The sequence below is a fragment of the Myroides odoratimimus genome (assembly GCF_001485415.1).
Lineage (GTDB): Bacteria > Bacteroidota > Bacteroidia > Flavobacteriales > Flavobacteriaceae > Flavobacterium > Flavobacterium odoratimimum.
The window spans coordinates 82,655-109,287 of record NZ_BCMQ01000004.1; the positions used below are offsets into that span (position 1 = coordinate 82,655).

General features: G+C 34.6%; 29 protein-coding genes and 1 riboswitch. Of the genes, 21 read left to right on the forward strand and 8 right to left on the reverse strand.

The window, feature by feature from the left end:
* Positions 1–4 precede the first annotated feature (4 nt).
* From MODO_RS05100 to MODO_RS05125, 6 genes are all read left to right on the forward strand, one after another.
* On the forward strand, positions 5–1,789 hold the full coding sequence (locus tag MODO_RS05100) for an ABC transporter ATP-binding protein (protein ID WP_059050848.1): 1,785 nt from the start codon (positions 5–7) through the stop codon (positions 1,787–1,789).
* Positions 1,790–2,196: 407 nt separating this feature from the next.
* Entirely contained in the window at positions 2,197–2,418 is a 222-nt protein-coding gene (locus tag MODO_RS05105; RefSeq protein ID WP_006259990.1) for a DUF2798 domain-containing protein, read from the forward strand.
* Positions 2,419–2,421: 3 nt separating this feature from the next.
* Entirely contained in the window at positions 2,422–3,078 is a 657-nt protein-coding gene (gene ribB, locus MODO_RS05110) for a 3,4-dihydroxy-2-butanone-4-phosphate synthase (RefSeq protein ID WP_006263747.1), read from the forward strand.
* Between the two features lie 6 nt (positions 3,079–3,084).
* Positions 3,085–3,648: a Crp/Fnr family transcriptional regulator gene (locus MODO_RS05115; protein WP_025126173.1), complete on the forward strand. Its 564-nt coding sequence runs from the start codon at positions 3,085–3,087 to the stop codon at positions 3,646–3,648.
* Between the two features lie 283 nt (positions 3,649–3,931).
* Positions 3,932–4,552, forward strand: coding sequence for a DUF4240 domain-containing protein (locus MODO_RS05120; protein WP_006261387.1), 621 nt, complete (start codon positions 3,932–3,934; stop codon positions 4,550–4,552).
* A gap of 95 nt (positions 4,553–4,647) precedes the next feature.
* Entirely contained in the window at positions 4,648–5,247 is a 600-nt protein-coding gene (locus MODO_RS05125) for a hypothetical protein (RefSeq protein ID WP_006259994.1), read from the forward strand.
* A gap of 148 nt (positions 5,248–5,395) precedes the next feature.
* Here MODO_RS05125 and MODO_RS05130 read toward each other — a convergent pair whose 3' ends face one another.
* Entirely contained in the window at positions 5,396–5,644 is a 249-nt protein-coding gene (locus MODO_RS05130; protein ID WP_006259995.1) for a hypothetical protein, read from the reverse strand.
* A gap of 205 nt (positions 5,645–5,849) precedes the next feature.
* On the opposite strand from MODO_RS05130, the gene MODO_RS05135 reads away from it, so the two are divergent.
* Positions 5,850–6,338: an RNA polymerase sigma factor gene (locus MODO_RS05135; RefSeq protein ID WP_006259996.1), complete on the forward strand. Its 489-nt coding sequence runs from the start codon at positions 5,850–5,852 to the stop codon at positions 6,336–6,338.
* Positions 6,328–6,936: a hypothetical protein gene (locus MODO_RS05140; RefSeq protein WP_006259997.1), complete on the forward strand. Its 609-nt coding sequence runs from the start codon at positions 6,328–6,330 to the stop codon at positions 6,934–6,936. The genes MODO_RS05135 and MODO_RS05140 overlap by 11 nt, the downstream gene beginning before the upstream one ends.
* A gap of 65 nt (positions 6,937–7,001) precedes the next feature.
* Here the strand turns inward: MODO_RS05140 and MODO_RS05145 are convergent, their stop codons facing one another.
* Positions 7,002–7,499, reverse strand: a complete 498-nt coding sequence (locus tag MODO_RS05145) for a hypothetical protein (RefSeq protein ID WP_006259998.1) — start codon at positions 7,497–7,499, stop codon at positions 7,002–7,004.
* Positions 7,500–7,858: 359 nt separating this feature from the next.
* Between MODO_RS05145 and MODO_RS05150 the strand changes: the two genes are divergently transcribed.
* Positions 7,859–8,821, forward strand: coding sequence for an NAD(P)H-dependent flavin oxidoreductase (locus MODO_RS05150; RefSeq protein ID WP_059050850.1), 963 nt, complete (start codon positions 7,859–7,861; stop codon positions 8,819–8,821).
* 94 nt (positions 8,822–8,915) lie between these two features.
* On the opposite strand, the gene MODO_RS05155 is transcribed toward MODO_RS05150, so the two are convergent.
* Positions 8,916–11,066, reverse strand: coding sequence for a TonB-dependent receptor (locus MODO_RS05155; RefSeq protein ID WP_006265479.1), 2,151 nt, complete (start codon positions 11,064–11,066; stop codon positions 8,916–8,918).
* Positions 11,067–11,404: 338 nt separating this feature from the next.
* Positions 11,405–11,505, forward strand: a riboswitch (SAM-I-IV-variant riboswitch).
* Positions 11,506–11,566: 61 nt separating this feature from the next.
* Here MODO_RS05155 and MODO_RS05160 point away from each other — a divergent pair.
* The 5 genes from MODO_RS05160 to MODO_RS05180 all read left to right on the forward strand — a co-directional run bounded on the left by MODO_RS05160 (position 11,567) and on the right by MODO_RS05180 (position 16,264).
* Complete coding sequence (locus MODO_RS05160) at positions 11,567–12,868, forward strand: Na+/H+ antiporter NhaC family protein (RefSeq protein WP_006265478.1); 1,302 nt, start codon at positions 11,567–11,569, stop codon at positions 12,866–12,868.
* Between the two features lie 68 nt (positions 12,869–12,936).
* A complete protein-coding gene (fabG, locus tag MODO_RS05165) occupies positions 12,937–13,683 on the forward strand; it encodes a 3-oxoacyl-[acyl-carrier-protein] reductase (RefSeq protein ID WP_059050853.1) in 747 nt (248 codons plus the stop codon).
* A gap of 535 nt (positions 13,684–14,218) precedes the next feature.
* The gene (locus MODO_RS05170; RefSeq protein WP_006265477.1) at positions 14,219–14,923 is read left to right on the forward strand and encodes a hypothetical protein; all 705 of its coding nucleotides are present in this window, start codon (positions 14,219–14,221) and stop codon (positions 14,921–14,923) included.
* A gap of 106 nt (positions 14,924–15,029) precedes the next feature.
* Complete coding sequence (locus MODO_RS05175; protein WP_006261377.1) at positions 15,030–15,698, forward strand: hypothetical protein; 669 nt, start codon at positions 15,030–15,032, stop codon at positions 15,696–15,698.
* A gap of 29 nt (positions 15,699–15,727) precedes the next feature.
* The gene (locus MODO_RS05180) at positions 15,728–16,264 is read left to right on the forward strand and encodes a GRAM domain-containing protein (RefSeq protein ID WP_006261376.1); all 537 of its coding nucleotides are present in this window, start codon (positions 15,728–15,730) and stop codon (positions 16,262–16,264) included.
* 6 nt (positions 16,265–16,270) lie between these two features.
* On the opposite strand, the gene MODO_RS05185 is transcribed toward MODO_RS05180, so the two are convergent.
* Positions 16,271–16,543, reverse strand: coding sequence for a hypothetical protein (locus MODO_RS05185; protein WP_006261374.1), 273 nt, complete (start codon positions 16,541–16,543; stop codon positions 16,271–16,273).
* Positions 16,544–16,764: 221 nt separating this feature from the next.
* On the opposite strand from MODO_RS05185, the gene MODO_RS05190 reads away from it, so the two are divergent.
* The 3 genes from MODO_RS05190 to MODO_RS05200 are packed head-to-tail and all read left to right on the forward strand — an operon-like array spanning position 16,765 to position 18,601.
* Positions 16,765–17,250 (forward strand): 3'-5' exonuclease, encoded by a 486-nt coding sequence (locus MODO_RS05190; RefSeq protein ID WP_006260008.1) that lies wholly within the window; start codon positions 16,765–16,767, stop codon positions 17,248–17,250.
* Positions 17,251–17,262: 12 nt separating this feature from the next.
* Positions 17,263–18,054, forward strand: a complete 792-nt coding sequence (locus MODO_RS05195; RefSeq protein ID WP_006261373.1) for a class I SAM-dependent methyltransferase — start codon at positions 17,263–17,265, stop codon at positions 18,052–18,054.
* A 1-nt stretch (position 18,055) separates the two neighbouring features.
* The gene (locus MODO_RS05200; protein ID WP_059050855.1) at positions 18,056–18,601 is read left to right on the forward strand and encodes a putative glycolipid-binding domain-containing protein; all 546 of its coding nucleotides are present in this window, start codon (positions 18,056–18,058) and stop codon (positions 18,599–18,601) included.
* 56 nt (positions 18,602–18,657) lie between these two features.
* On the opposite strand, the gene MODO_RS05205 is transcribed toward MODO_RS05200, so the two are convergent.
* Complete coding sequence (locus MODO_RS05205; RefSeq protein ID WP_006261371.1) at positions 18,658–19,530, reverse strand: DUF6048 family protein; 873 nt, start codon at positions 19,528–19,530, stop codon at positions 18,658–18,660.
* Positions 19,484–20,002 carry a DUF6452 family protein gene (locus MODO_RS05210; protein WP_006261370.1) on the reverse strand — a complete coding sequence of 173 codons (519 nt, stop codon included), beginning with the start codon at positions 20,000–20,002 and terminating at the stop codon, positions 19,484–19,486. The genes MODO_RS05205 and MODO_RS05210 overlap by 47 nt, the downstream gene beginning before the upstream one ends.
* A 253-nt stretch (positions 20,003–20,255) precedes the next feature.
* Here MODO_RS05210 and MODO_RS05215 point away from each other — a divergent pair, with 253 nt between their 5' ends.
* The 4 genes from MODO_RS05215 to MODO_RS05230 are packed head-to-tail and all read left to right on the forward strand — an operon-like array spanning position 20,256 to position 24,510.
* On the forward strand, positions 20,256–21,788 hold the full coding sequence (locus tag MODO_RS05215; protein WP_016649298.1) for an L-lactate permease: 1,533 nt from the start codon (positions 20,256–20,258) through the stop codon (positions 21,786–21,788).
* A 19-nt stretch (positions 21,789–21,807) separates the two neighbouring features.
* Positions 21,808–22,548: a (Fe-S)-binding protein gene (locus MODO_RS05220; RefSeq protein WP_006261368.1), complete on the forward strand. Its 741-nt coding sequence runs from the start codon at positions 21,808–21,810 to the stop codon at positions 22,546–22,548.
* 2 nt (positions 22,549–22,550) lie between these two features.
* Positions 22,551–23,924, forward strand: coding sequence for a lactate utilization protein B (locus tag MODO_RS05225; protein WP_006265471.1), 1,374 nt, complete (start codon positions 22,551–22,553; stop codon positions 23,922–23,924).
* 7 nt (positions 23,925–23,931) lie between these two features.
* A complete protein-coding gene (locus MODO_RS05230) occupies positions 23,932–24,510 on the forward strand; it encodes a LutC/YkgG family protein (protein WP_006261366.1) in 579 nt (192 codons plus the stop codon).
* A 290-nt stretch (positions 24,511–24,800) separates the two neighbouring features.
* Here the strand turns inward: MODO_RS05230 and MODO_RS05235 are convergent, their stop codons facing one another.
* On the reverse strand, positions 24,801–25,130 hold the full coding sequence (locus tag MODO_RS05235; RefSeq protein WP_006265470.1) for a DUF2185 domain-containing protein: 330 nt from the start codon (positions 25,128–25,130) through the stop codon (positions 24,801–24,803).
* Positions 25,131–25,195: 65 nt separating this feature from the next.
* On the reverse strand, positions 25,196–26,608 hold the full coding sequence (gene rlmD, locus MODO_RS05240; RefSeq protein WP_006260021.1) for a 23S rRNA (uracil(1939)-C(5))-methyltransferase RlmD: 1,413 nt from the start codon (positions 26,606–26,608) through the stop codon (positions 25,196–25,198).
* Between the last annotated feature and the right edge of the window lie 25 nt (positions 26,609–26,633).

A 26,633-nucleotide genomic window follows, 5' to 3' on the forward strand; every position in this document is an offset into this window, starting at 1 on the left:
CAACATGAGTTTGATAAAAATACTTAAACAGATAAAGCCTTTTGTAATGCCCTATAAAAGGTTAATCATAGGGACATTGGTATTGACAGCCGTTGGGTCCTTCGCAGTGCAGGTAAATGCACTTATTATTCGCTCCATGGTGGATACGTTAAATGATGTGGTAAGTGGAGTGAAGGATTTGGCTTGGGGGTATAAGATGCTTGTTTTTAGTACTGTTGTTCTTATTGTAAAAGAAATTTTAAATGCTTTTATACAGTTTGGACAGAAGTTTTTTGGAGAGAAACTGCGTATCTATGTTTCTAGAGATATTTCACAGTTAGTGGTTACGAAGATATTAACCTACCGAATGGCTTTCTATACCTCTGATGAGAATGATAGTGGTAAGCTACAGACTCGTATAGATCAGGGAGTAGGGAGTATTACTAGATTGATTCAGAACTTTTTTATCGATATCTTGCCTTTGTTTGCTAATGCTATAGTAGCTTTAGTGTTTATTTATACAGCTAATGTGTATGTAGGTATAGTTAGTACAGCGATGATTCCTTTATACTTCTATGTGAGTCAGCTTCAGGCTAGCAAATTAAAAGGTTTTAGAAGAAAAATGCGTAGCTATAGAGAGAATAAAAACAATGGTATTATCTCTCTGATTAATTCTATTACTGTGATTAAGTCTTTTGTGAGAGAGCCTTTAGAAGCGGAGAAGCATGAAGAGATTCAATATGATATGACAGAGAATCAGTTGCAGACTAGACGTATGAGTTTTGTCTTTGATGCTGTAAAAGGATTTATTGAGCAGTTTGGGCTTGTAGTGATTATTCTGATGACAGCTTACTTTGTTCTCAAAGGAGAGATGACCGTAGGAGCTATTATGTTTCACGTCTTATTATTTAATAATGTTACGGCTCCTATTAGACAGCTTCACCGTATCTATGATGATGTAAATGATGCGATGATATACTCAGAGACTTTCTTTGAGATCATTAATGCTGATCACGAAGTAGAAACAACAGGTACTTATGTTCCTACCGAAATTAAAGGAAAAATAGAGATTAAGGATGTTTCTTTTGATTATCCTAATGGGACAAGCGCTTTAAAAGAAGTGTCTATGACGATAGAACCTAATCAAACTACTGCTCTTGTAGGGCTGAGTGGAGCAGGTAAGAGTACAGTGATTAATTTATTAGATAAGTTCTATGCACCTACTTCTGGGCAAATACTATTAGATGGTGTAGATTTAAGAGAATACGATACTAAAGAACTTCGTAAGCACATAGGCCTTGTACTTCAGAAGAATCACATATTCCAAGGTAGTATAGCAGAGAATATACGTTATGGTAATCCTGATGCAACTATAGAGGAAGTAGAGTTGGCAGCTAAAAAGGCATACATACATGAGCAGATTACAGAGCTTCCTCAAGGATATGAGTCTGATGCTCGCCTGCTATCAGGGGGACAACAACAGCGTATCGCTATAGCGAGGTTGTTCTTAAAAGATCCTGCTATTATTTTCTTAGATGAGCCTACAGCTAGCTTAGATGCTATCGCTACGGAGCAGATCAAGAAGAGTCTTGATGCGATTAAGGAGAATAGAACAGTGATTATCGTATCGCATAGTATCTCTCAGATTATAGATGCTCATGATATCGTAGTGATGGAAAAAGGAAGAGTAGTGGAGAATGGTAAACATGAGGAGCTTTATGAAAATAAGAATACCTATTATGAGATCTTCTCTGCTATGGCAAATAGCTTGAACCTAGAGAAAATATCACAAACGCTACATCAAGATTAAAAGTAAACATTTATAAATTAGGTTGTGTAATAGAGCCATTGCGTCTGCGGTGGCTTTATTTTTAATGGTTTTTATTGACTTATGTCAATGTTTTAGGGTTGTAGACAGTTGATATTTGCTGAACCAAAAGATCAAAAATTATTAGTGTCTCTCAAGAGATAAAGTCGGAAAGGCTAATAATTATAGTTCAAAAAAGATACCGCCAACCTGATATAAGATTATACATATTATGTGATTTAGACTCTCACAAGTATAGGTTGTGTAATAAAGCCACTGCTTAGGCGGTGACTTTATTTTTTTGAGTGTGTACTAAGGTTTTTTGAGTGTGTTTATTTTTTGACTTACGTCAATGTTTTTCGAGGTGAGGAAGAAGAACTTTGTCTTGTCAATAAATAAAAAATAAAAGAATGAAAACGAAGTATTATAAGTATGTAAATACGCTATTTGTGGTTATTCCGATGACCCTTATTATGGCCTTTGTAGGGTTGATTAGAAATTATGGTTTTGGAGATGGGTGGTTCTTTATGTTTTTAAAAGCATGGAGTGTAATGTTGCCAGTGGCTTATGCCTCAGCCTTTCTAATTATTCCTCGAGCGCGCAAATATGCAGAGAGACTAATAAAAGAGTAAAATATGAATACATTAGAAAATGCCCTTAACCAATTTGGTTGGGATAGTCAAGAAAGAGTTAATCAAGCGTTGAGTTTTTTAAAGAGCGGTAAAGGTGTTCTTTTATTAGACGATCAAGATAGAGAGAATGAAGGAGATATCATCTTCTCAGCACATTTAATGTCAGAACAGGATATGGCGATGATGATTCGTTACTGTAGTGGGGTGGTGTGTTTATGTCTAACAAATGATAAAGCAGACGAACTAGAGCTGCCTTATATGGTGACAGAGAATAGTTCTAGATTTCAAACACCTTTCACGGTAACTATAGAAGCTGCAGAAGGGGTAACTACAGGATTATCTGCTGCAGACCGATTAACTACCGTAAGAGCAGCAAGTGATAAGAATGCTAAACCAGCTGATCTAGCACGTCCAGGACATATATTTCCATTAAGAGCAAAAAATGGAGGAGTATTAGAGCGTAATGGACATACTGAAGGAGCGATTGACTTAATGAAGTTAGCTGGTCTACCTCCTCAAGCAGTATTATGTGAATTAATGAATGACGATGGTACAATGGCAAGATTACCAGAGGTAGTGGAGTTTGCAAAAGAGCACAAAATGATGGTGTTAAGTATAGCAGACTTAGTATATTACCGTACTTTTGTCACAGAAAAATAATAAGTAATGAAGCAACTAATAGATTATATACAAGATAGAGTTGAATTAAATGATCAGGAGCTAGATGTAATACTTTCTTTTTTTCACTATGAGAAACTAAAAAAGGGAGAACAGCTTACATCAGCAGGGGCGAGTGCACAGAAGCTTTATTTTGTGTGTAAAGGGTGTTTGCGTATATTTTATATCAATGAGGCAGGGCAAGATGCTACGAGATTCTTTGCTTTTGAAAATCAGTTTGCTACAGCCTTAGTGAGTTTTATCAATAGTTCTACATCATCCGAATATTTACAAGCACTAGAGATAAGCGAAGTATATTCTATTACGCACGCTGATTTTTACAATTTATTAGAGTTAGTCCCGAAGTGGGAGAAGTTCTACAGACAGTATTTAGAATTCGCTTATATTAATAATACCAATAGATTACACGCTATGGTCACCATGGATGCGGCAGAGCGATATAATGAGCTACTCAAATTAAATCCCCTTATCGTACAGCGACTACCCAATAAGATAGTTGCTTCTTACTTAAATATATCTCAGGAAACGCTGAGTAGAATAAAATCTAAATAAGTCGGATTATTTATTTTAACCCAAAATAGGTGATAGACATATAAACAAAAAGTAATTATACAAAATAGGTCTGAATTAGCGATACAAGTATACTGTAGTGTGGTTTTAGAGCTAATGAAAGAGATATAAAGTAGAATTACTTTGTGGTATGTGGCTAACGAATATTTTGGCTTTAACCCTCTTGACAGTGTGTGCTGTTGAGAGGGTTTTTTATTTCATTGATTTAAGCAATATAAGATGAATAAGCTGTATCTTAGTAAGACTGACATAAGCATATAAAACAATGAATATAGATTTAAACGAACAGTTCTTTTGGGAATTAATAGAACAGTCTAATACTAGTGATAGTTGGCAGACTTATGATATAGATGAACATATAGATGAACTAACTGCTCTCTTAACAGAGTTGTCTTCAGATGAGATGATTCTTTTTGAAATGACATTGAGAAAAAAAATTAATGAATTAGATAAAGTAGAGATAGGGGAGTTAGGTATTATTTTAGAAAATAGTTTTCAAGAAGAGGATGGGATTTATAACTTTGATGATTATATCTCTACAGACGGATTTATCTACTTTAGGTGTTGGCTTATTTTACGAGGAAAAGAGTTTTTCTACGATATCATAAAGGATATTAATGCTTTTATTAGCGGCAAGTATTCTTTTGATATAGGAGATACATGGGGCGAAGGCTTATTGTATGTGAGTGATTTAGCCTATGATGCTAAGTATGGGACAGAGGATTCTAGTTTTGTAACAGATGCTGTAAATGAATTGTATCAGGATATAGAACATTATGATGTTATAGACACACAATGGACTCGACCACCTTATACAGGTACAGCGTTACAAACACACTATCCTGCATTAGTGAAAGAAATAGGAGAGCTGAGGAGAGAGGAGTAGTTTGTATAGAGATAAAATATATCATAAAACTAGAATTATAAATTCTAAAACTTATTTTTGTGTATAGAATTACAGGATAGTCTATTTTATTAATAATGAGTTACACAAAATTAACTAAAGAGATAGAGAGGCATTATAAACAACTTGGTCTCCAATATCATTATAATGCTTTAGAGATTACGCTAGAAGAAGAGCATAAAAGATTAACGAGGTATAATGAGGTGCGTGATACTATAATCGCGCAGTGGAAAGAGGCTAAGCGATATAAGGAGCTTATCTCTTGTGCTCATGGAGGCTGGTATAGTTATGAGGAGTTTAATGAACCTCTAGCATTATACTTTGTACAGCAAGAAGAACTTTTAGCGCTTAAGGTATTATGTGAGCGGGGTATTCGTTTCAGAGTGAAGGATGTATTGAGTACGCTAATAAGGGCAGAAGAAGACTTTCCTAATATTACCAAGGAGGAAATGGTCAAGTTTAATCTAGAGCTATATTTAAAGAGTCAGGTATATCATCCTGTAGGAGAAGTAGTAAAATGGCGAAGTAAAGCGCTAACCCTAATTGATCACTTGATTCGATATATAGAACAAACTAGCGAATCAGAATATTTGAGACAATTAAATATACTTAGAGATAAAGTATATTCATTAGAAGTGAAGAAATCAGATTTAAAATATTTTAAGCATAGGTTGTAAGTAATCTATGCTTTTTTATTCATTCTTTAACCCAGAATACGCGATAGACCTATTAACGAGAGTAAATTATACAAAACAGCTCTGAATTTATGAAAAAAGCATACTATAGTATGGTTTTAGAAGAAATGAAAGAGATGTAAAGTAGAATTTATTCGTAGTATTGGGCGAATGCGGAATCTGGGTTTAACTGAGCTAACATTTCGAAGGCATCTACGAATTCTGTTGAATTCTCTATGCGATCAAGTACAATGCTTTGTTGCCATTGAGGGATGTTAGATGATTCTTCTTCTGTTAGATAATCAATAAACAAGTCAACTTCTCTAAGTAAGTTCTCAGGTAAATTCTCAAGTTTATAGTTAACTCTCTTTAGCCTTTCTGATTTGTTATTATTGCCCATTTTGTCAGTTTGTATTTGGTTAACTTGTTGTTAATTAGTGTGGTACTTCAAATTTACACTTTTTTTGTTACCGTTGTATATCTGAATTAAATTTATACAATAGAAGATTTCTTTGTTAAGAACCAATTATAAAATGATTAATACTTAATCCTCTTGTAACATATTCCCATGTAACGTATCTAAACTATAAAACCAATCAAAACACATGAGTAAGTATAAAGAAACATTTGAGTCGCTCTATGAACAATATTGGCAACGAATTTATCGATTGGCTCTAGGGTATGTTAACGATACGGATTGGGCTAAAGATATAGCACAAGAGACTTTCGTTAATGTGTGGAATCAGTTGCCCAAGTTTAGAGCTGATTCAGGCTATGGTACGTGGATATACCGGATCGCTGTAAATATCTGTTTAAGGCAAATAGAACGGAGTAAAAAAGTCATGCCTGATGAAAACAAGATAAGGCAGAGCAAAAGTGTAGAGGAGGAGTACAAAGAAACCAATACTCAAAAACTCTATCAAGCCATTAGTGAACTCACAGAGATTAACAGGATTATTATTTCGCTGACTCTAGAGGGGGTGGATCAAAAACAGATTGCTGATGTGACAGGACTTACACATGCTAATGTACGTACTAGAGTACATCGTATTAAAGAAGAATTATATCAAAAACTCAATAACTATGGAAAGTAATCAAGTAAATTTAGAACAGCTTTGGGCTATTCCGAGAGTAGAACACAGCGATATTAGGGAAGTTTATCAGTCTATAGATACCTATCGTTTAAAGAAAGTAAAGATGAATTGGGCTCTAGCTATAATAGGTGTGTTTACTATAGGATGGATTATCGGGATTAATGTACTATTAAAAGGAACAGTGTTCTATGGATCTATTTGGGTGGTATTAGGAAGTGTAATTTGTGTTATAGCAATCACAATGTTTATGACGAGTTATTATCGCTTAAATGGTTTAATACCAAGCTCTATATTGACACAGACAACAAGTGATTATATTGTGTTGTTGGCAAAAGAAAAGAAACAACAATTACAATTGTCTAAAGTATGGATGAATGTATATATTTTACTTTTTATAGTTGGGATAGCTATATATTCTTATCCATTTATAGACATGGTAGATACTGCAATATCGACAGGATATTATATTGTATTAGCAGGATATTATGCTGTATTAGGGATTTGGGCTGGAGTGAATATGTATTGGAATAAAAAGATAAATTCAAAAAAGATAGTGAAGTTAGAGCAAATGATTAAAGCTCTCCAAGCTATTCAATAAGAAAAGTAAAGCCACCTCATGGGTGGCTTTGTATTTTAAATCGTTTTCAGGTGCAAAAAAAGTAATTAGAATTTGTAACGTACTGCAATACCGAAGTCTGCATAGATACCATCGCGGTAACTGTCATTTAAGTAGATTTCTGGGCGTAAGTCTAAAGCTACTTGTATTGGAAATTCAGGGAAAGTGTATTCTACCCCTACAGTACCTGTGATTAGTCCGAATGCTCCACTGTCAGAGTGTTTTCTTTTTCCTTCGTAGTAGCTAGAGTTCCATGTACCTACTGCAGCACCTACACCAGCATACCAATCAAAGTTTCCTTCAATATTCCAACCCCATTGGTAAATACCTGTAAGTTTTACAGCATCAAAGTCGTTGTTGTTTCTCCAACCAAGATCTAATTCTAAACGGTTGTTTTTAGATAAGTCTCTTTGGTAAGAGATTTCTGTACCTAAACCGTGGTTTCCTCCAAAACGCAAACCTAATGCGTTTTTTGGTCCTTTTTGTGCTTGAGCAGTAAAAGCTACCGCTACAACAAGAGCAGCTGAAAGCAATAATTTTTTCATTGTAATGTTTTGTTTTTTTGCATTTCAAAAGTAGTACAAAATGTGTGTGAATTCAAACTAAATAAGCAGGAGTGCCTTGTTATGGCATTAAATACGGCTACTCAGAAGGCTTAAATGTTTAATAAGAATAAGTTAGTTGTTTTTAAAAAAGAAATAAAAAAATGTAGACTTAACAGATTGTAGTAGAATTATGAGAGGATTAAGCCCTAATTTGTAAAATATTAAAAAAAATGTGATAAGTCTTACAATTGATATTATTCTACGGAGAGAGAGCAAAATTACTTTTCTACAATCAATTATTTGACTTATCTTACGTTAGTACTTTATAATGTCTATTATCTAACTAAATATATTATTATATGACTATACAAGAATTTAAAAATAGCCTAACATTACCGATTGTAGTATCTCCTATGTTTATCGTTTCTGGAACGAAACTAGTAATTGAATGTTGTAAAAATGGTATTGTAGGTACATTCCCTGCTTTGAATGGAAGGAGTTCAGAGGATTTTGAAAAGATGTTAGTTGAGGTAACAACAGAATTAGCAGCCTTTGAGAAAGAAACAGGTATTAAACCTGCTCCATTTGGGGTGAACTTAATCGTGAATAAGACCAACCCAAGAGTGATGCCTGATTTACAATTGTGTGTTAAGTATAAAGTGCCTTTAGTGATTACATCACTGGGAGCAGTGAAGGATCTTGTAGATGCAGTACATAGTTATGGGGGATTAGTATTCCATGATATTGTGAAGAAAAGACATGCTGAGAAAGCAGCAGAAGCGGGTGTAGATGGATTAATATGTGTTGCCGCTGGAGCTGGAGGTCATGCGGGTACTGCGAGCCCTTTTGCCTTATTAGCTGAGGTAAAGAGCTTCTTTAAAGGAGTTGTATTATTAGCAGGAAGTATAGACACAGGAAGTGATGTATTAGCAGCGCAGACTATGGGAGCTGATATGGCCTATATGGGAACTCGTTTTATAGCAACTAATGAATGTTTAGCAGTAGACGAATATAAACAGATGATCGTTGATTCAGGGATAGATGATATTATGTATACAGATGGAGTATCTGGTGTGAATGCTAACTTTTTAAAACCTAGTATAGAAAAGGCTGGAATAGATCTATCTGAGAAGAAAGAAGAGGATTTTTCTAAATTAACAGGAGAGCACGCGAAGGCATGGAAAGATATTTGGTCTGCTGGGCATGGTACAGCGGGTATTGATAGAGTACTCAGCGTTAAAGACCTTGTTAGTCAGTTAAAAGCAGAATATAAAAATGCACTGAATAAGAATGCTGATATTCAGAAGAATATTAAGTTTTAAGACCATATCATTTGATGAATATACAATAAGAACAGCTCCTTTTAGGAGCTGTTCTTATTGTACTAAGTATATAGTTGTATGGCCTTTTTAGAATTTAGTATCTAAATGATAATCCTAGTGTGTAGTATCTACCATTCCCTCTTGCATATTCTGCATCTCTAGCTACTATCATAGAAGAGGATGTATAATACGATTTGTCAAATAGGTTTTCTACTCCTAATGTTAACTGTATAGATTTGTTGTATTGATAGGTAGCATTGAAGTTAAAAAGGTCAATAGGAGATACTTTACCTTCTCCTTCATTATAAACTAATACTCCTAACTTATTAGGTTGAGGTTCGAATCTATCTCGTTTAGAGGTATGTGTATAGTATAAGTTTAACCATAAATGATCAATAGGAGTGACTGTTGTAAATAAGCTCAGTTTAGGCGCAGCAATATTTAAACCACTCATATAAGTATCATAACTACTACTGTTGTTAGATTTCATTTTTCCTTCATAACTCGAAAAACTTCCTCCTATAGTTGCCCAGCTGATAGGTTTACCATCTAGGGCGATCTCAATACCATTGATTCTTTGTGGACTTCTTACTACTTCCCAGAAACCTCCTTCACCTGCCTGAAGATCACTACCTAGTTTAGCGATAGACCAGAAATAAGCTATTCTAAAGTTCCAATTATTTGCTATCTGTGAAGTGAATCCTACTTCATAGTTATTCGTTACTACAGGATCTGTTTCTATTTTAGAGACAACATCACTTTTAGCATCTCTAAGTATACGACCTAAATCATAAATTGATAATCCTTGAGAAAATGAAACATAAGGAGTGAATTCTTCTATTACTTTGTATTGTAATGCAGCATTAAATAGTGCTTTATCATAATCTAAGTTTCCTCCCTTTATCGCTAACCACTGTTGCCCTTTTCTTAAAGGAATTGTTTTATAGTCAGGTACTTTTACGTGAATATTATCATATCTCACCCCAGCTTTAAGAGTTAGGTTTTCATAAAATACAGTACGAGTTTGTAAATATCCAGCACTGTTGTATGCTTTTAATTCAGGAACCCATAATCGCCCATCAACAAGGGGCTGGCTAGTTTTGTCAATTAAGAAATCACCTCCTATAATATAGTTTGTTCTGATATTATCAGTGAAGTTTAGTTTAGAGACAATACTTAATCTAGCCCCTATTTTCTCTGCTTTAATAGTTGCTTGCCCACCTGTTTCTTCCCATCGTGGAGATTTAGGATTGTGTTCTCTGTAGTCAAATAAAGTATATAGTTTTTGCCCAAATACCGAAGCCTCTAAATCAACATTCTCCAAGATATTTTTGCTTGAGAACTTTAGATATCCATTGTGATTGTACTTAGTACCTTCATTTTCTGCTAATGGGTTTTTAGTACCGATAACCCCTTGTTGTGGAGATACGAGATATTTTCCTCCCTTTGCGATTAGATCTGTGTCTTGTAATGCACTGTAGTAGTTATACATTGCTTCTAATCGATTGTTATCATTAAAGTCATAACCTATCTTAGCTAATAGATTTTGTGTTGTTACTTCTCCTAATCCATAGCGAGGAGAGATATAATCTCCTTCACCATCTATCGCTCGTCCAGATTTAATGATGTTGCCATTGATTAAGTAATCGATTTGTTTTAGTCTACCAGAGAACTGTTGGTTTAATTCATACCCATGTGTATTGTTGTTTTTAGTAGAAGTAGCATCAGATAAGGCTATAGAAGTGCTTCCACTAAAAGTTTTGTTTTGATTCGCTTTTTTCGTGATAAAGTTCACAATACCTCCAGCACCTCCATTGCCGTAAAGAGAAGTGGCTCCTTCGATTACCTCAATGCGTTCGATTGCATAAGGGCTTATAGTACGAAGATCTCTGTCTGTGTTGCGCAGTGGAGTACTCTGTGGTACACCATCTATTAAGACTAGTATCTGTCTACCACGGATAGTTTGACTTCTATTACTAGTAGTATTAGAGCTCAACCCTATAGAAGGCACGGCAAGACCTAGTATAACTGACATATCAGGATTTAATTGAGCATAACTTTCTATTTCTTTTTGAGTAATGACAATAACAGAACTTGAGCTATTGCGTTTTATCTCTGGTAATCTTGTAGTAGATACGATAATTTCTTCTAGCTGCTCATCGCTTTTTTTTGTTTCTTGTTCTTGCGCTAGTATTGTAGAACTGGTTAGAAGTAGAGTGAGTAGTGTAGTTTTTTTTACATTCATTTTTTTATGTATTAATTAGAATGTAAAGGTATATATATAGTATTGTTTAGAATTAATCTAAATAGTTTTTTGTAAAATATTGAATAGCTAAGAGGTTATATGTGTGATATTTGCGAATAATCTTTTTGTTTTTTTATGGATGTATTTTTTTTATCCATTTGTAGTGCAAAATATTTAATAGACTCAGTTTATATGAATCAAATATTTAATTTTTAAAGGCTGTAATTTTAAATGAATATTATTATAATTGATAAGATGATTGAGTCTGTAATAGCTGCTTTTAGAGTCGAGTATACTTATCTAATTTGCAATTCTTCAAAAAACGATTATCTTTGTCTTTTAATTATCAAGAATTCTACTTAATAAGTAGAATAGCAACCTGCAACAACAAGCAAGGTGCTGCAATCGATAAGCCAGAAATGGAAAAAATGTTGTTTACTTCCTTAGTAAGTTTTATTTCTACCAATCTGGCAAATTATTTGTAATAACATTATTATTAAATGAAAGCTATGTCAGATAACAAGTTTTACACTTTTATTCCTTTTTTTATTTTTATTGCCATCTTTTTAGGCTCAGGTATACTATTAGGTGATTTTTATAAAATACCATCTCCTATAGCAATATCTGTTGGAGTGATATCTGCATTTTTACTATTTTATAAAACACCGATGCAAGAGAAGGTTATCTCTCTTATCCATGGATGTGGAGATAGTAAGATTATCACGATGTGTATTATCTATTTATTGGCTGGTGCTTTTGCGGCAGTGACTAAAGCTATAGGAGGAGTAGATACGATGGTAAATATTGGACTTAGTGTAGTGCCAATAGAATATCTAGCTATTGGAATCTTTGTAATTGCTTGTTTTTTATCTTTAGCGATTGGTACCTCAGTTGGAACTATTGTAGCCTTAGGACCTATTGTAGTGGGGCTGGCTGAGAAGTCAGGTTCGTCTATGGGGCTATTATGTGGAACGCTATTAGGAGGGGCGATGTTTGGGGATAACCTTTCTATTATATCAGATACAACGATTACAGCTACACAAACGGTGGGATGTGAGATGAAAGATAAGTTTAGAGCTAATTTTAAATTAGCATTACCAGCCGCTTTAATTACGATAGTAGGTTTATTGTTTATGAGTGGAGGGGATACAGATGTAGCCTTAGAACTAGGTGATACAAGTAATTTCTGGGTAATTATCCCTTATATATTAATTATCGTACTAGCCTTATTAGGGGTACAAGTATTCGTAGCTTTATTTATCAGTATTTTGGTAGCGGGAATTATTGGGCTTGTTCAAGCGGATTTTGATGTATTAGGTTTTGCTAATTTGACGTATGAAGGCTTTGTTTCTATGAATGAGATATTCTTATTGTCTATGTTGACAGGAGGATTGGCGAAGATGGTAGAAGATCAGGGGGGGATTCAATGGCTGTTAAAACAAATGAAGAAGCTGATGAAATCTCCTAAAGGGGCTGAGTTCGGTATTGCAGGATTAGTGTCATCGATAGGAGTGTGTTTAGCTAATAATACAGTTTCTATCTTGGTAGCAGGTAATCTAGCTAGGGATATTGCTACAGAGTATGAATTAGAAAGACCACGCGTTGCTTCTATATTAGATATTTTCGCTTGTATTATTCAAGGCATCTTACCTTATGGAGCACAGATACTGATCTTATTAAGTTTTACTAATGGACAGATAGATTATCTAGATTTGATGAAATATTCGTATTACTTTGTTGCTCTGTTGATTATCACGCTAACTTATATGATTTTTTTGAGAAAAAGTACACAAACAGCATAAAAGGGGCGTGAGAAAATACAAATTGTTTATATTTGTCCTCGGTTCAAATACAAAAATTGGATTTACACATGAAATTATTAGAAGGTAAAATCGCTATTATCACTGGTGCTACAAGAGGAATCGGTAGAGGAGTAGCTTTAGCATATGCTCAACAAGGAGCAAGTGTTGCATTCACATATAGTTCTTCTGCTCAGGCAGCTGTAGAATTAGAGCAAGAATTAACAGCTTTAGGTGTTAAAGCAAAAGGATATCAATCAAATGCAGCTGAATATACAGCAGCAGAACAATTGATAGAAGAGATTTTAAAAGAATTCGGAAACATTGATATTTTAGTTAATAATGCTGGTATTACTAAAGATAACTTATTAATGAGAATGTCTGAAGCAGATTTTGATGCTGTAATTGAAGTGAACTTGAAGTCTGTATTTAATATGATGAAAGCTGTTCAACGCACAATGCTTAAAAACAGAAAAGGGTCTATTATCAATATGAGTTCTGTAGTAGGAGTAAAAGGAAACGCTGGACAAGCGAACTATGCTGCTTCTAAAGCTGGAGTTATCGGATTCTCTAAATCTATCGCATTAGAGTTAGGTTCTCGTAATATCCGTTGTAACGTTGTTGCTCCTGGATTTATTGAAACAGAGATGACTGGTAAACTTCCTGAAGATGTAGTAAAAGGATGGAGAGATGCTATTCCATTAAAACGTGGTGGTACTCCAGAAGATATCGCAAATACTTGTGTATTCTTAGGTTCTGATATGTCTGCTTATATCACTGGTCAAGTGATTAATGTAGATGGTGGAATGCTTACTTAAGAGTAAACACATAACCATATATAAAGGCTATCTGAGTAATCAGGTAGCCTTTTTTAGTTTGTGAAGAGTTTTATAGTAGTGTTTTAGGGGATTGCTTTTGAATGTGTCCGTTTTGAGTCCGATGTGAGTCCGTAGTGAGTCCGTTAAATGGTATAAAATAACGGACTGAATACGGATTGACGTCTCAATTACTTATTTATTATACCAAATAAATTATACGCTAAGTATTTATATGACTGCATAAAGGGAGAGTGACTGTTCGTTTTCATAAAATAACTGTCCGATAATGAACATAGGTAAGATAACTTTTTTTGTAAATGGTTGTTGTATTGGTGTTTATGGATAATAGGTTATTTGGTATGTAATTGGTGTTATTGTGTTTAGATATAATCTGATCTATATGAATTAGGCTAAACTACAAGATATTTTATATAAATGCATAGCAGGCTAAGGTAGATTGAAGTATACAAAACTATACAAAGGGTGCAGCAACATTCTAATACTTGTAACGTAACAACCAACTAAATAAAATGATATGAAAGTATTCAAGAACATTCTACTTACTCTACTTATTTTGACCAACTGTAGTCTAAGTATGGCTAATAATACAGAGCCTAAAACTAGAAAAATTGTCGGATTAGTAGTCGATAGTGAGACTTTATTACCTCTGGCTAATGTCAAGATTACAAATGAGAATAAAAAAACATTAGCAACTACAAATGACAAGGGGTATTATGAAGTCACTGTCCATTCTACTAGTAAAGAAGGATTTAAGTTTTCGTTGAATTTAAAGAAAGAAGAGTATTCTACTTTTAGGCAAAATGATAATTGGGGAGAGGACAATGAGAAAAGCCCTGTTATGTACTTTGCTTTACAAAAAAGAAAATCATCTAAAGGAGGGAGTTTTTCTGAATTATACCTTCATAAAGGTGAGGTGACTACTGCTGTTGTAGAGAATTATTTTAATGATAAAGTAAAGGCTGGAAGTATCTTAAATAATAAGATCGCAAAGTTAAGAGCCAATAACAACCAGGTGTTTTTTGAGTTAGATGGAGGGTATTATTTAGTGAATAACTATGCATGGATTAAGCTAAACAGTAAGGATGACAAGGTCTCTATTAATCAAGATAAAGTAGTCAATGCTAGTGAAGTGAATAACTATGTACGACGTAATAACGTACAGAATATGTCATCAATAGATTCGCCACAAGCTTCTTTTAGTATAAAGACATTTAAGTAATATAAACAATACATAAAGGCTATCTGTGTAATCAGGTAGCCTTTTTAGTTTCAAGACGAATTATTTTTTGTCTTTTAGGGAATACTCAGTACTTTTAAATAAAAAAATGAAGAAGGTATTAGATAAAGGAGTAGCAGTAGGAAAACAAGGCCTTAAGTCATTTAGAATCGTGTTTATATGTTTGATTCGATGGCTAGGCATGATGGCGGTAGGTGTATTTTTGTCTCTTTGGATTTTTTTCTATTCGATGAGTAAGATTTATCAGTTGAGAAAAGGAAGTGAGGCACGAGGCTTTTGGGATAACCTTACAGCCTTTTTTAGCGATATAAACTATTCTGTGATTATCATTTTTCTTCTACAAGTTGTGATGATTATTGCTTATTTCTATGTAGCTAATAAATATGCTATTCAGAAGGCAATCTCTTTATTATGGGAGAAGCAAGGAAGTGTATTTATTACCAATTACGTGGCTCAGTTGATGGAGTATCTACATCAGAAAAAGCCTACACTGTTTGGAAGCCAACCTGATAAAGAAGCGATACAGAGAGAGTTAATAGCACTTAATGAAGATAATCATGTAGCGGGTATGGTACAACGAAAAACGACAAACTACGTCCTTTCAAATGCTAAATTAGGTAATGGGCCTTCTACCTTGTTACAACAATTGACAACACTTCGTTTTAATCCTTTAGCGTTACTTCCTGGACTATGGATGTTTTATGCCTTAGTAGGGATACAAATCTTGTTTATATTGTATATTTACTATAGATATTAGATGGTTTAAATAATATAGAAATAAATGTTATGAAAATAGGAAATGATACAATAGGTATAAGTAATAGTGATAAGATAACAATACTAGTTTTTTTCTTTACAGTATATGTGTTGATTATGCTTCTTTTCGATTGGTTATTCGATGGAGCTATTAAAAGTTGGGAAAACTATCTTTTAAAAGGGTTGGTATATAGTATTGTACTTTCTGTATTGATGTATTACGCGATTAAGACCTTGACCAAAAGAGTGGAACTAAAGCTGCAAATACCATTAGCAGAAGGAGAAGAGCTAGAAGTATATGGAGTAGCTAATATGTTCTTAGGGAAAGAAGCCTTAGGGGGTAAATTAGGTATGACTGAAGATACTTTAGTATTCCATTCTCATAAGTTTAATATACAGAAGAGTACTGTCCGCATTCCTTTTGAAGATATTAAATCTATTAAACCCTGTAGAGTGATGTGGTTGCTTAACAATGGAATAGAGGTACAGACGGCTACAGACCGGTGTGTGTTTGTGGTCAATGATAGAAAAACGTGGTTAGAGGTTATTCAGAAAAAGATAAAGTAGCACGAGTTAATCTTTAAGTAAATGTGCTGTTGCTGCATGCGTAAGCTTTTCAAAATCAGCAAAACAAGAAGAGAAGTCTACTTGGTTGCCATGATGATCTCTTAGTTTAAGAGAGGTGTATAGTCCTAAGTCAAAATAATTAATCTCTTTTATAGACGCACTATGTGTGGAAATAAACTGATTAATAAATGTTTGATTCTGAGTCTTTTTGTAAATAGAAAAAATACTTAGACTAATGATACTAAATAGAATTGCATAGGTGATAAAGTGTTTATTCATCGTAGTAAGTGATTTAATAAGAGTAAGATACAATAAATATTTTGATAGAGAACGACTATATACATTATAGTCGTTTTTTTATGCCTATATGTGAACTATAATAGAATAGATTAACCCCAAAAGATTAGCTAAAAAAATTAGCAAAGTGATGTTTTTTGTAAGTAGGCTAATGGATTATCATCAAAAAAGACTACCTTAGCTATTATGATTACAATACTTCGATGAATAAATTTACAGCTATAGATTTTGAGACAGCTCAGCCTCAGCGCAATAGTATTTGCCAAGTTGGCTTAGTTGTATTTGAGAACGGAATTATAGTAGATTCCTTAAACATTCTTGTACAACCTCCTCAGAATGTTTATTGGAGTAAATTTATTGACGTACACGGTATCACACCAGAAGATACACAGTATGCGCCTACATTCGAAGAAGTTTGGCATAAGATATTACCCTTTATACAATTTCAGAATGTAGTAGCACATAATGGCTTTGGCTTTGACTTCCCAGTCTTAGAGAAGACATTAGAGTATTATAACTTGGCTGTGCCTGAATACGAGAAGCATTGTACTTATAGATTGTATAAAAAAGGATTAGCTTCTTTGGCTGAGAAGTATAATCTTGCATTAAATCACCACGATGCTCTTAGTGATGCTAAAGTATGCGGAATATTGTTTGATCAATATTTAAAGCAAGGAGGTCTAATTTAATAATAGCAAATTATGACGAAGAGTAAAGAGTATTTAGAACACAATAAGAAGTCTTGGGATAAACAGGCGTTAGCTAATCAGCAATGGTCTATGCCTGTAAGTGCAGAGACAGTAACAAAAGCTAAGGAAGGTGAATGGGAATTATATGTGTTGCCAACTCCAATAGATAAGAAGTGGTTAGGAGAGGTAAAAGGGAAGCGCGTATTATGTCTAGCATCTGCTGGAGGACAGCAAGCACCTATTTTAGCTGCTATAGGAGGTAAGGTAACTGTGTTAGATTTATCTACAGAGCAACTTAATAAGGATAAACAAGTAGCACTTAGAGATAATTTAGATTTGACAACTGTAGAAGGAGATATGACGAATCTAGAGATGTTCGCGGATAATAGTTTTGACATTATTGTTCATCCCATCTCTAATCACTATGTAAGTGATGTAACGAAGATCTGGAGAGAGTGTTATCGCGTATTAGACAAGGGAGGAAGACTAATCAGTAGTTTCTATAATCCAGTGATATTTATACACGATAGAGATCCTAAGTATGCAGCAGAAGGAGTTGTGAAGCCTATGTATAAGATTCCTTATGCAGACTTGACAGATATGACTCCAGATCAGGTAGAAGAAAAAAGAAATAAAGAGGAGGCTTTCGTCTTTGGACATAGTCTTCAAGATTTGATAGGAGGACAGCTACAAGCAGGTTTTTTAATTAAAGAATATGAAGAGGCATTTCAGCCACATCCTCGCTTTGTAGTAGATCATTATTTACCAACTTTTATAGGTACAGTAGCAATTAAACTTCAATAGTATGGAGAAAAATATAGTCTGGACAGGTGTCGATAATTTATCGATTGAAAAATGTGTCCTGATTGATAAAGGAGAAACCATTCACAGTAAAGGTGAGTTAGTAGGGAATAAGAATAATCAGGTGTATGGTGCCGATTATCAAGTAGTAGTAGATCAGAGATGGGAGACTAGATTCTTTGATATTACTTGTAAAGTGGGGCATAAGCACTATACTATACATGGGTATAAACTAAATAATCAGTGGATTATAGATGAACAAGAGCATCCAGAGTTACACGATTGTTTAGATATAGATATTTCTGTGACACCTTTTACTAATGCATTGCCTATTAATAGACTTAACTTAGCGATAGGAGAGTCTAAGGAAATAGCAGTGTTGTATATTAATCCTATAGAAGAGCGTTTTACTAGAGTAGTACAGCGTTATGAGAGACTATCTGAAACCACTTATCACTATAAAAACTTGTGGAGTGATTTCGAGTCTACGATAGAAGTAGGTGCAGATGGCTTAGTGACTAATTATCCGAAGTTATTCAATAGACTATAAAAAATACAAAGCCCCGATAGAGATCGGGGCTTTTTTATATATTGTTCAGAAGAAGATTACTTCTTTTTCTTTTTATTGTTTTCAATCATTTTTAAATCCTCAGCTTGTTCTATTGCGTTTCCTTCTAAGTCAAACTTAGTTTCTTCTTCAGTAGGGACAACAAACTTATCTTTCTTAGATTTGTATAGTGGGAATAAGTAAGAGATGGTATAATTAAATCCTACTCCTATATTACCACTGTGTTTTTTGTTATAGCCAGGAATATATAGGTTTTCAAAATCATCAGGTTGCGTCTGAGACACTAGCCCATTTAGTCTCATGGTGAATCCCATAAAGACATTGCTAAATACTCTTGTTTTAATACCTGCTACAAATTCTACCCAGTGTGCACTAAGTCCACTTTGTTTTCGATCTACTTCTATTCTTTCTTTAGGGAAATATGGATCTGTAGTATAAGATTGGTACCAATTAAGAGTTTGAGAGAAGGTCGCAAAACCATATCTAAAACCTACGTAGATCATATCTTCTCTATCTAGCCAGTTTTCGTATAGGTTATAGTTACCTCCTATGCGAATGTAGTTACCATTGGTTGTAAAGCCATAACTACTTTCGTCTCTATCCATTTTATCATGACCTATCTCTGCTGCTGCATACCAATTTTTAGTAAGACGATAATCCCCAACTACTTCAAAACCTTGATAAGTATTGTCATAGAATGAACGCGTGATTCTAAATAAATCAACCCCTACACGCAGTCCATATCTCTGTGGGTAGTAATGAGGTGATTCTTCTGCAGCATCAGTAAGTGGAGCAGGAGTCTTTAGTTCTGTAGGATTATTCTCTTGTGCAAATGAAGAGAAAGCTAATAGTAGTAAACCACAATTAATAATAAATCTTGAAGTGTGCTTGTTTGCTATCTTGAATTTCATTTGTTTCAGTTGTATAATATTTAATCCAGTTACCACTCGTTTGTTGAGATTCTCCGTTTAACATAGGAAAAGTACCATCTTGATTTAAGGAGAATGTAGATACATATCCACAGGCTTTATTAAGATACTTGGTATTGATTTTATATTTAAAAGTCAATGTATCATAAAGTGTGTCTGTCTGATTCTGAGTTCTTCTTATTGATTTAAGTATCCATTCAGATTCTTGATTATCTAAGCGAAGCGGTATTAGTAATTTGTTTGCTTTGCTTTTGATAACATCTTTTTCTCTACCCGCAACAAAAGCTTCAACTAAGTCATTCTTAGCGATTCCTTGATCCTCAAAATTGTAGAATTCAATTAGAAAGTTAGGCGTAGTAGGCTCATCCGCACCACAAATATCATCTTTCTCACAAGCGCTAAAAATAAAACTTCCTAAGCTTAGAAATACTGCTGCCAATATTAGTTTTTTCATATAGATTTTTTATCTCTGTATATAAGTTGTCAAAAATACTAAAACTAATTCAGAACTCTTTAAAAAAGTTCGAAGTGAACTTCTATACTTTTAGAGTATAAATGTTTTAGAATAAATGTGGAGAAAATGATTCTTTTTTGCTTTAAAGATTCTAAATAGTGGCGTTTGTTGTATTTTTATGACTGTAATTAACATAGTAATTGTAAATGACGCCTTATATTTAAAGTTCTAAGATAAGTAAAGATTAAGTAAAATGTTAGAAACTGTTTCAGGTTTGCAGGTAATATTAGCAGTTACCCCTGTTATATTGTTAATTGTATTATTAGGTTTTTTAAAGTTACCAGGTGAGAAAAGTGCCAGTATTACTTTAGTTGTTACAGCATTAATAGCGTTATTTGGTTTTAATCTCTCTTTGATAGATACTTCTTTATCAGTAGTATATGGGATAGTGAAAGCTATTTTTCCTATCTTGATTATTATCTTAATGGCTATTTATAGTTATAATGTACAAGTAGAGTCTCAGAAAATAGAGATTATTAAACAACAGTTCTCGGCTATTTCAACAGATAAATCTATTCAAGTATTACTATTGACTTGGGGATTTGGGGGACTGTTAGAAGGAATGGCAGGTTTTGGTACAGCAGTAGCTATTCCTGCAGCTATTTTGATTAGTTTAGGTTTTAAGCCCATGTTCTCAGCCGTTGTTAGTTTGATTGCTAATAGTGTGCCTACAGCCTTTGGAGCAGTTGGTATTCCGGTTATTGTTTTGGCTAGAGAAGTAGAGATGGTAGAGCAGATTACTACGATTAGTGCTCATGTAGTTTGGCAGTTAGCAGTATTGATGTTTTTAGTTCCTTTTTTAATTGTAACATTAGCAGATAAATCTGTAAAAGCTATCCCAAAGAACATTATTTTAAGTCTTCTGGTAGGAGGTGTTACCTTAGCTGTTCAGTATTATGCAGCGGTATATATAGGAGCAGAGACTCCTGCTATTTTAGGAAGTATTGCCTCAGTGATTACTATTATCCTATTTGGAAAAATCACGGCAAAGAAAGAAGATAAAATAGAGAAGCAGAGCTTTAGCCTTCTAAGTATCTTTCAGGCATGGAGTGTATATGGACTGATCTTATTACTCGTTTTATTGACTAGTCCTCTGTTTCCTTTTGCAACGATGATGAAATCTAATTTGGAAATATTCCAAACGAATTTTTCCTTTTCTATCGCAGGAGGTATTCGCAGTGTGGGAATATATTGGTTGACAGATACAGGCGTGTTAATTTTTATAAGCTCATTAGTAGGAGGATTGATTCAAGGAGTTTCTCTAAGTGGCTTGTTTGCTTTATTAGGTAAAACTGCAGTACAATTAAAAAAGACGGTTATTACAGTATGTTGCTTAATCGCTTTGTCTACGTTAATGGACTTCTCAGGTATGATTACAGTTCTAGGATTAGCCTTAGCGACGACTACAGGGACGTTCTATCCTTTCTTTGCTCCAGCGATAGGAGCCTTAGGAACATTCTTAACAGGTAGTGATACATCCTCTAATATTTTATTCGGGAAGTTACAAGCTACAGTTGCAGATAAGATTGGAGCAGATAAAGGTTGGTTGGCAGCAGCGAATACAACAGGTGCTACAGGAGGAAAGATTATTTCTCCACAGAGTATTGCTGTAGCTACAACAGCTTGTGGAGAACAAGGTAAAGAAGGTATTATCCTTAAAAAAGCTGTCGGTTTTGCATTGTTATATATTTTAATAGCAGGCTTGATAGTATATATTGGAAGTTAAGAATTAAATAGATAGATATATGAGAGTTGGGTTGTTTATTCCTTGCTATGTGAACGCAGTTTATCCTGAGGCGGCATTAGCAAGTTATAAAATATTGACACATTTTGGGGTAGAAGTAGATTACCCCGTAGATCAGACTTGTTGCGGTCAACCTATGGCTAACGCAGGTTTCGAGAATAAAGCTTTGCCTTTAGCGAAGCAGTTTAATAATTTATTTGAAGAGTTTGACTATATAGTTGCTCCTTCGGGTAGTTGTGTTGGGTTTGTAAAAGATACTTACCCGAGATTAATGGAGAAGGAAGGCTGTACGAGTAAAGTAAGTGGTAAGGTGTATGATATCTGTGAATTCTTACACGATATCCTGAAGATTGACAAATTGCCAGGTAAGTTTCCTCATAAAGTAAGCCTTCACAACAGTTGCCATGGATTAAGAGAATTAAAGCTAGGAGCAGCTAGTGAATTAAATATAAAACCTTATTCTAAGGTAAAAGCCTTGCTTAGTCTTGTAGAAGGTGTAGAAGTAGTAGAACCTACTCGAGTAGATGAGTGTTGTGGCTTTGGAGGGATGTTTTCTATAGAAGAACCAGCTATTTCTATCCGAATGGGGAATGATAAGGTGAGTTGTCATGTGGCTACTGGTGCAGAGTATATAACAGGACCAGATAGTTCATGTCTAATGCATATGGGAGGGATCATAGATAAGAATAAGATGCCTATCAAGATGATTCATGTTGTAGAAATTCTAGCTTCAGGTTTATAATTATGAGTAGTACAAAACATGCACAGAATGCTGACGCGTTTCAGCAGAATAAAGAGAAAGCTACTTGGCATGATAATGCACTGTGGTTTGTAAGAGAGAAAAGAGATAGAATGTCTAAGACGCTTCCTGAGTGGGAAGACCTTAGAGCAATGGGTGAGAAGATAAAACTACATAGCGTTAGTAATCTAGCGATGTACCTTGAGCAGTTTGAAGCAAATGCTATAGCTAATGGAGTGATAGTACACTGGGCTAAAGATGCAGAAGAGCACAATGCTATCATGGCAGAGATCTTAAATAAGCACAATGCAAAAAAAGTAGTAAAAAGCAAGTCTATGCTGACAGAAGAATGTGATCTTAATCATTACTTAGAGACCAAGGGTATTGATGTTGTAGAAAGTGATTTAGGAGAGCGTATCTTACAGTTAAATGGGACTGCGCCTTCACATATCGTACTTCCTGCTATCCACATGAAGAGAGAAGAAGTAGGAGATTTATTTGCCGAAAAACTAAATACAGAGAAAGGCAATAGTGATCCAACTTATCTTACTCGGGCAGCAAGAGCTTCTTTGCGCAATGATTTTCTTACTGCTGATGCAGCAATTACAGGAGTGAACTTCGGTATAGCAGCCACAGGAGAGATTGTTGTTTGTACCAATGAAGGAAATGCCGATATGGGAACTTCATTGTCTAAACTACACATTGCCTCTATGGGGTTAGAGAAACTAATACCAGATTATGAGAGTTTAAGTGTGTTTACTAGATTATTAGCCCGCTCTGCAACAGGACAACCAACTACTACGTATACTTCTCATTTTAGAAAACCAATCGAAGGAGGGGAGTTTCACATCATCTTAGTCGATAATGGAAGAAGTGAAATATTGAGCAATGAAGAACATATCAAATCTCTTAATTGTATTCGCTGTGGAGCATGTATGAATACTTGCCCTGTGTACAGACGTAGTGGAGGATATTCTTATACTTACTTTATCCCTGGGCCAATAGGAATTAACTTAGGAATGCTTAAGGATCCTGTTAAACACAGTGAGAATCTATCTGCTTGTTCTCTATGTTATTCTTGTAATAATGTATGTCCAGTGAAAATAGACTTAGCTGATCAAATCTATAAATGGCGTCAAGATTTAGATTCTTTAGGCAAGGCTAATTCATCTAAAAAACTAATATCAACAGGAATGCAATTTTTATTTACTCATCCTGCTTTGTTTAGAACGAGTTTGAAGTTTAGTTCATTGGCAAAATATGCACCGCGTTCTCTGACTTTTGGGTTAAAAGAATGGGAAGACGGGCGTAACCTACCGAATTTTGCAAAAGAGTCGTTTACAGAAATGTGGAAAAAAGGAAAAGTAAAGAAACAATAGGGGAGTTATGAGTAGTAGAGATCAAATATTAAATAATATAAGACGCAATACAAAACAGGTCTTTGACAAACCGCAAATGAATCTGTCTGCAATTGAGTTTGACGATAAATTAACTCAATTCATAGAAGTGTCTAAAGCAGTTGGAGGTGATGCTATAATCTTAAAAGAGGGTGAAGATATCAATGAAGTGATTCGCGCTCTTTATCCAGAGGCAAAAGAAATTGCTTCAGTGGTAAAAGGTATTCACTTGACAACTTTAGATCCTGATAGTGTAGAAAGCCCTAATGATTTAAATAATGTGGATTTAGCTATTGTAGAAGGAGCCTTTGGGGTATGTGAGAATGGGTGTATATGGCTTCCACAGCAACTTAAGCACAAAGCTCTATACTTCATCACACAGTATTTAGTTATTGTCTTAGATCGTTCTAAATTAGTGAATAATATGCATGAAGGATATAAACTGATTACACCTAGTGAGAAAGGTTTTGGAGTGTATATATCAGGACCTTCTAAGACTGCAGATATTGAACAAGCTTTAGTAGTAGGAGCACATGGGCCAAAAGGTCTGACTGTGATTCTAAAATAGATAAACGATAAGAGAGAGGCTAGCCTCTCTCTTATCGTTTATAAAAGGATTTTAATCCGAAATATGTATTAGCTAGCTAAACGTTACAAAGCAATTCTACTGCTTCGTTCTTTCATTTGTTCTATAATTATGTTATAGTAGCTGTATCAGTAACTCATCTTTAGCTTGTATAAACCTTTTTGTTTATACCTCTATTGTGTGTTTTGGGGTAAGTTAGTTTTCGATTAGTAGTAAATAAAAAATAACTACCTCATGGAGATAGCTATTTCTGTATACATATTGTATAGAAATTAATCTAACACTTCGAACTCATCTGTTCCTTCTACACGACCTAGTTCACTTCCTACAGGCGCGTTTAGATAAGGGATAATAGCTTTGTCATTATGAGCTACAGCATTCACACTATAGATATCTGTATTGTCAGGATTATCTAAGTATGCTTCATCTTCTGTATTGCTTAAGAATCTCCATCCACTATCAGTATCAGAGTTTGGTTCTTCTCGGTACATATAGTCTACTTTCTCGCCTTCGATCATGATTTTAGCAGACACTAGACAGAAGCCGATATCTCCTACAAGATTCTTTAAAGCTTCGGCAGGAATATTATTATCTTGGTTCATCGTTATCGTTTTATAAGATAAAAGGCAACCAAGATGATTGCCTTTTGTTGTTAGTTTATTATTTGTTATCTCAGTTCTAATAGAACTACGTTTTCTACGTGATGCGTCTGAGGGAACATATCCACAGGACGTACTTTGATCACTTTATATTTGTGATCCATAAGAGCTAAGTCACGTGCTTGTGTAGCAGAGTTACAGCTTACGTATACGATGCGTTTTGCACCTACTTTTAATAGCATTTCTACTACATCTTTATGCATTCCATCACGAGGAGGATCAGTAATGATAACGTCTGGATGTCCATGTGTCGCTATGAACTCATCGTTAAATACATTCTTCATATCTCCTACAAAGAAGTCACAGTTCGTAATATTATTGCGTTCAGCATTCAGTTTAGCATCTTCTATTGCTTCTGGTACAGCTTCAACACCGACTACTTTACCTGCCTTTTTAGAAACGAACTGAGCGATAGTACCTGTACCTGTGTATAAGTCATATACTAATTCGTTACCTGTAAGACCTGCATAGTCTCTTGTGATTTTGTATAGTTCGTATGCTTGCTCAGAATTAGTTTGGTAGAATGACTTAGCATTAATGCTAAATTTAAGTCCTTCCATTTCTTCTAAGATATAATCACGTCCTTTATAAAGCACTACATCTTGATCATAGATAGTATCATTCGCTTTACCATTGACTACATACTGTAATGATGTAATCATAGGGAAGCGCTCTGCTAAGAAGTCTAATAATAACTCGCGCTCTTCTTTGTTGTCATAGAAGAATTGAATCATCACCATTACTTCACCTGTAGAAGCAGTTCTGATCATCAATGTACGCAATAAACCTTCTTGCTCACGTGGGTTAAAGAAAGCTAAATTATGCTCATTAGCGAATCTTCTGATTTCATTTCTGATTTCATTAGAAGGATCTTGTTGTAAGTGACATTTTTTGATGTCTAAGATCTTGTCCCACATTTTAGGGATGTGGAATCCTAATGCATTTTCTTTACCCATTTCTTCTCCACTTGCTACTTCTTCTGGTGTTAACCAGCGAGCATTAGAGAAAGAGAACTCCATCTTGTTTCTGTAGAACAATGTTTCTTCAGACCCTAAGATAGGTTCGAACTCAGGTAATTCAATTTTACCTATGCGCTTTAAGTTATTAAAAACCTCCTGATTTTTATAGAATAACTGTTGTGCATAGTTCATGTTTTGCCATTTACATCCACCACAAGCTCCGAAGTGTTCACATACTGGCTCTATTCTATGTTCAGAAAATTTGTGGAATTTCACAGCTTTCCCTTCATAATACGCTTTGCGTTTTTTGAAAGTCTGCACATCTACCACATCTCCCGGAACTACGTTAGGAATAAAGATTACTTTCCCATCTGGAGCTTTAGCTACCGAAACGCCTTTTGCACCTGCATCAAGGACTTCTACGTTTTCGAATACGATTCTTTCTGTTCTTTTTCTACTCATGCCGCAAAAATAAGTTTAATTTCAT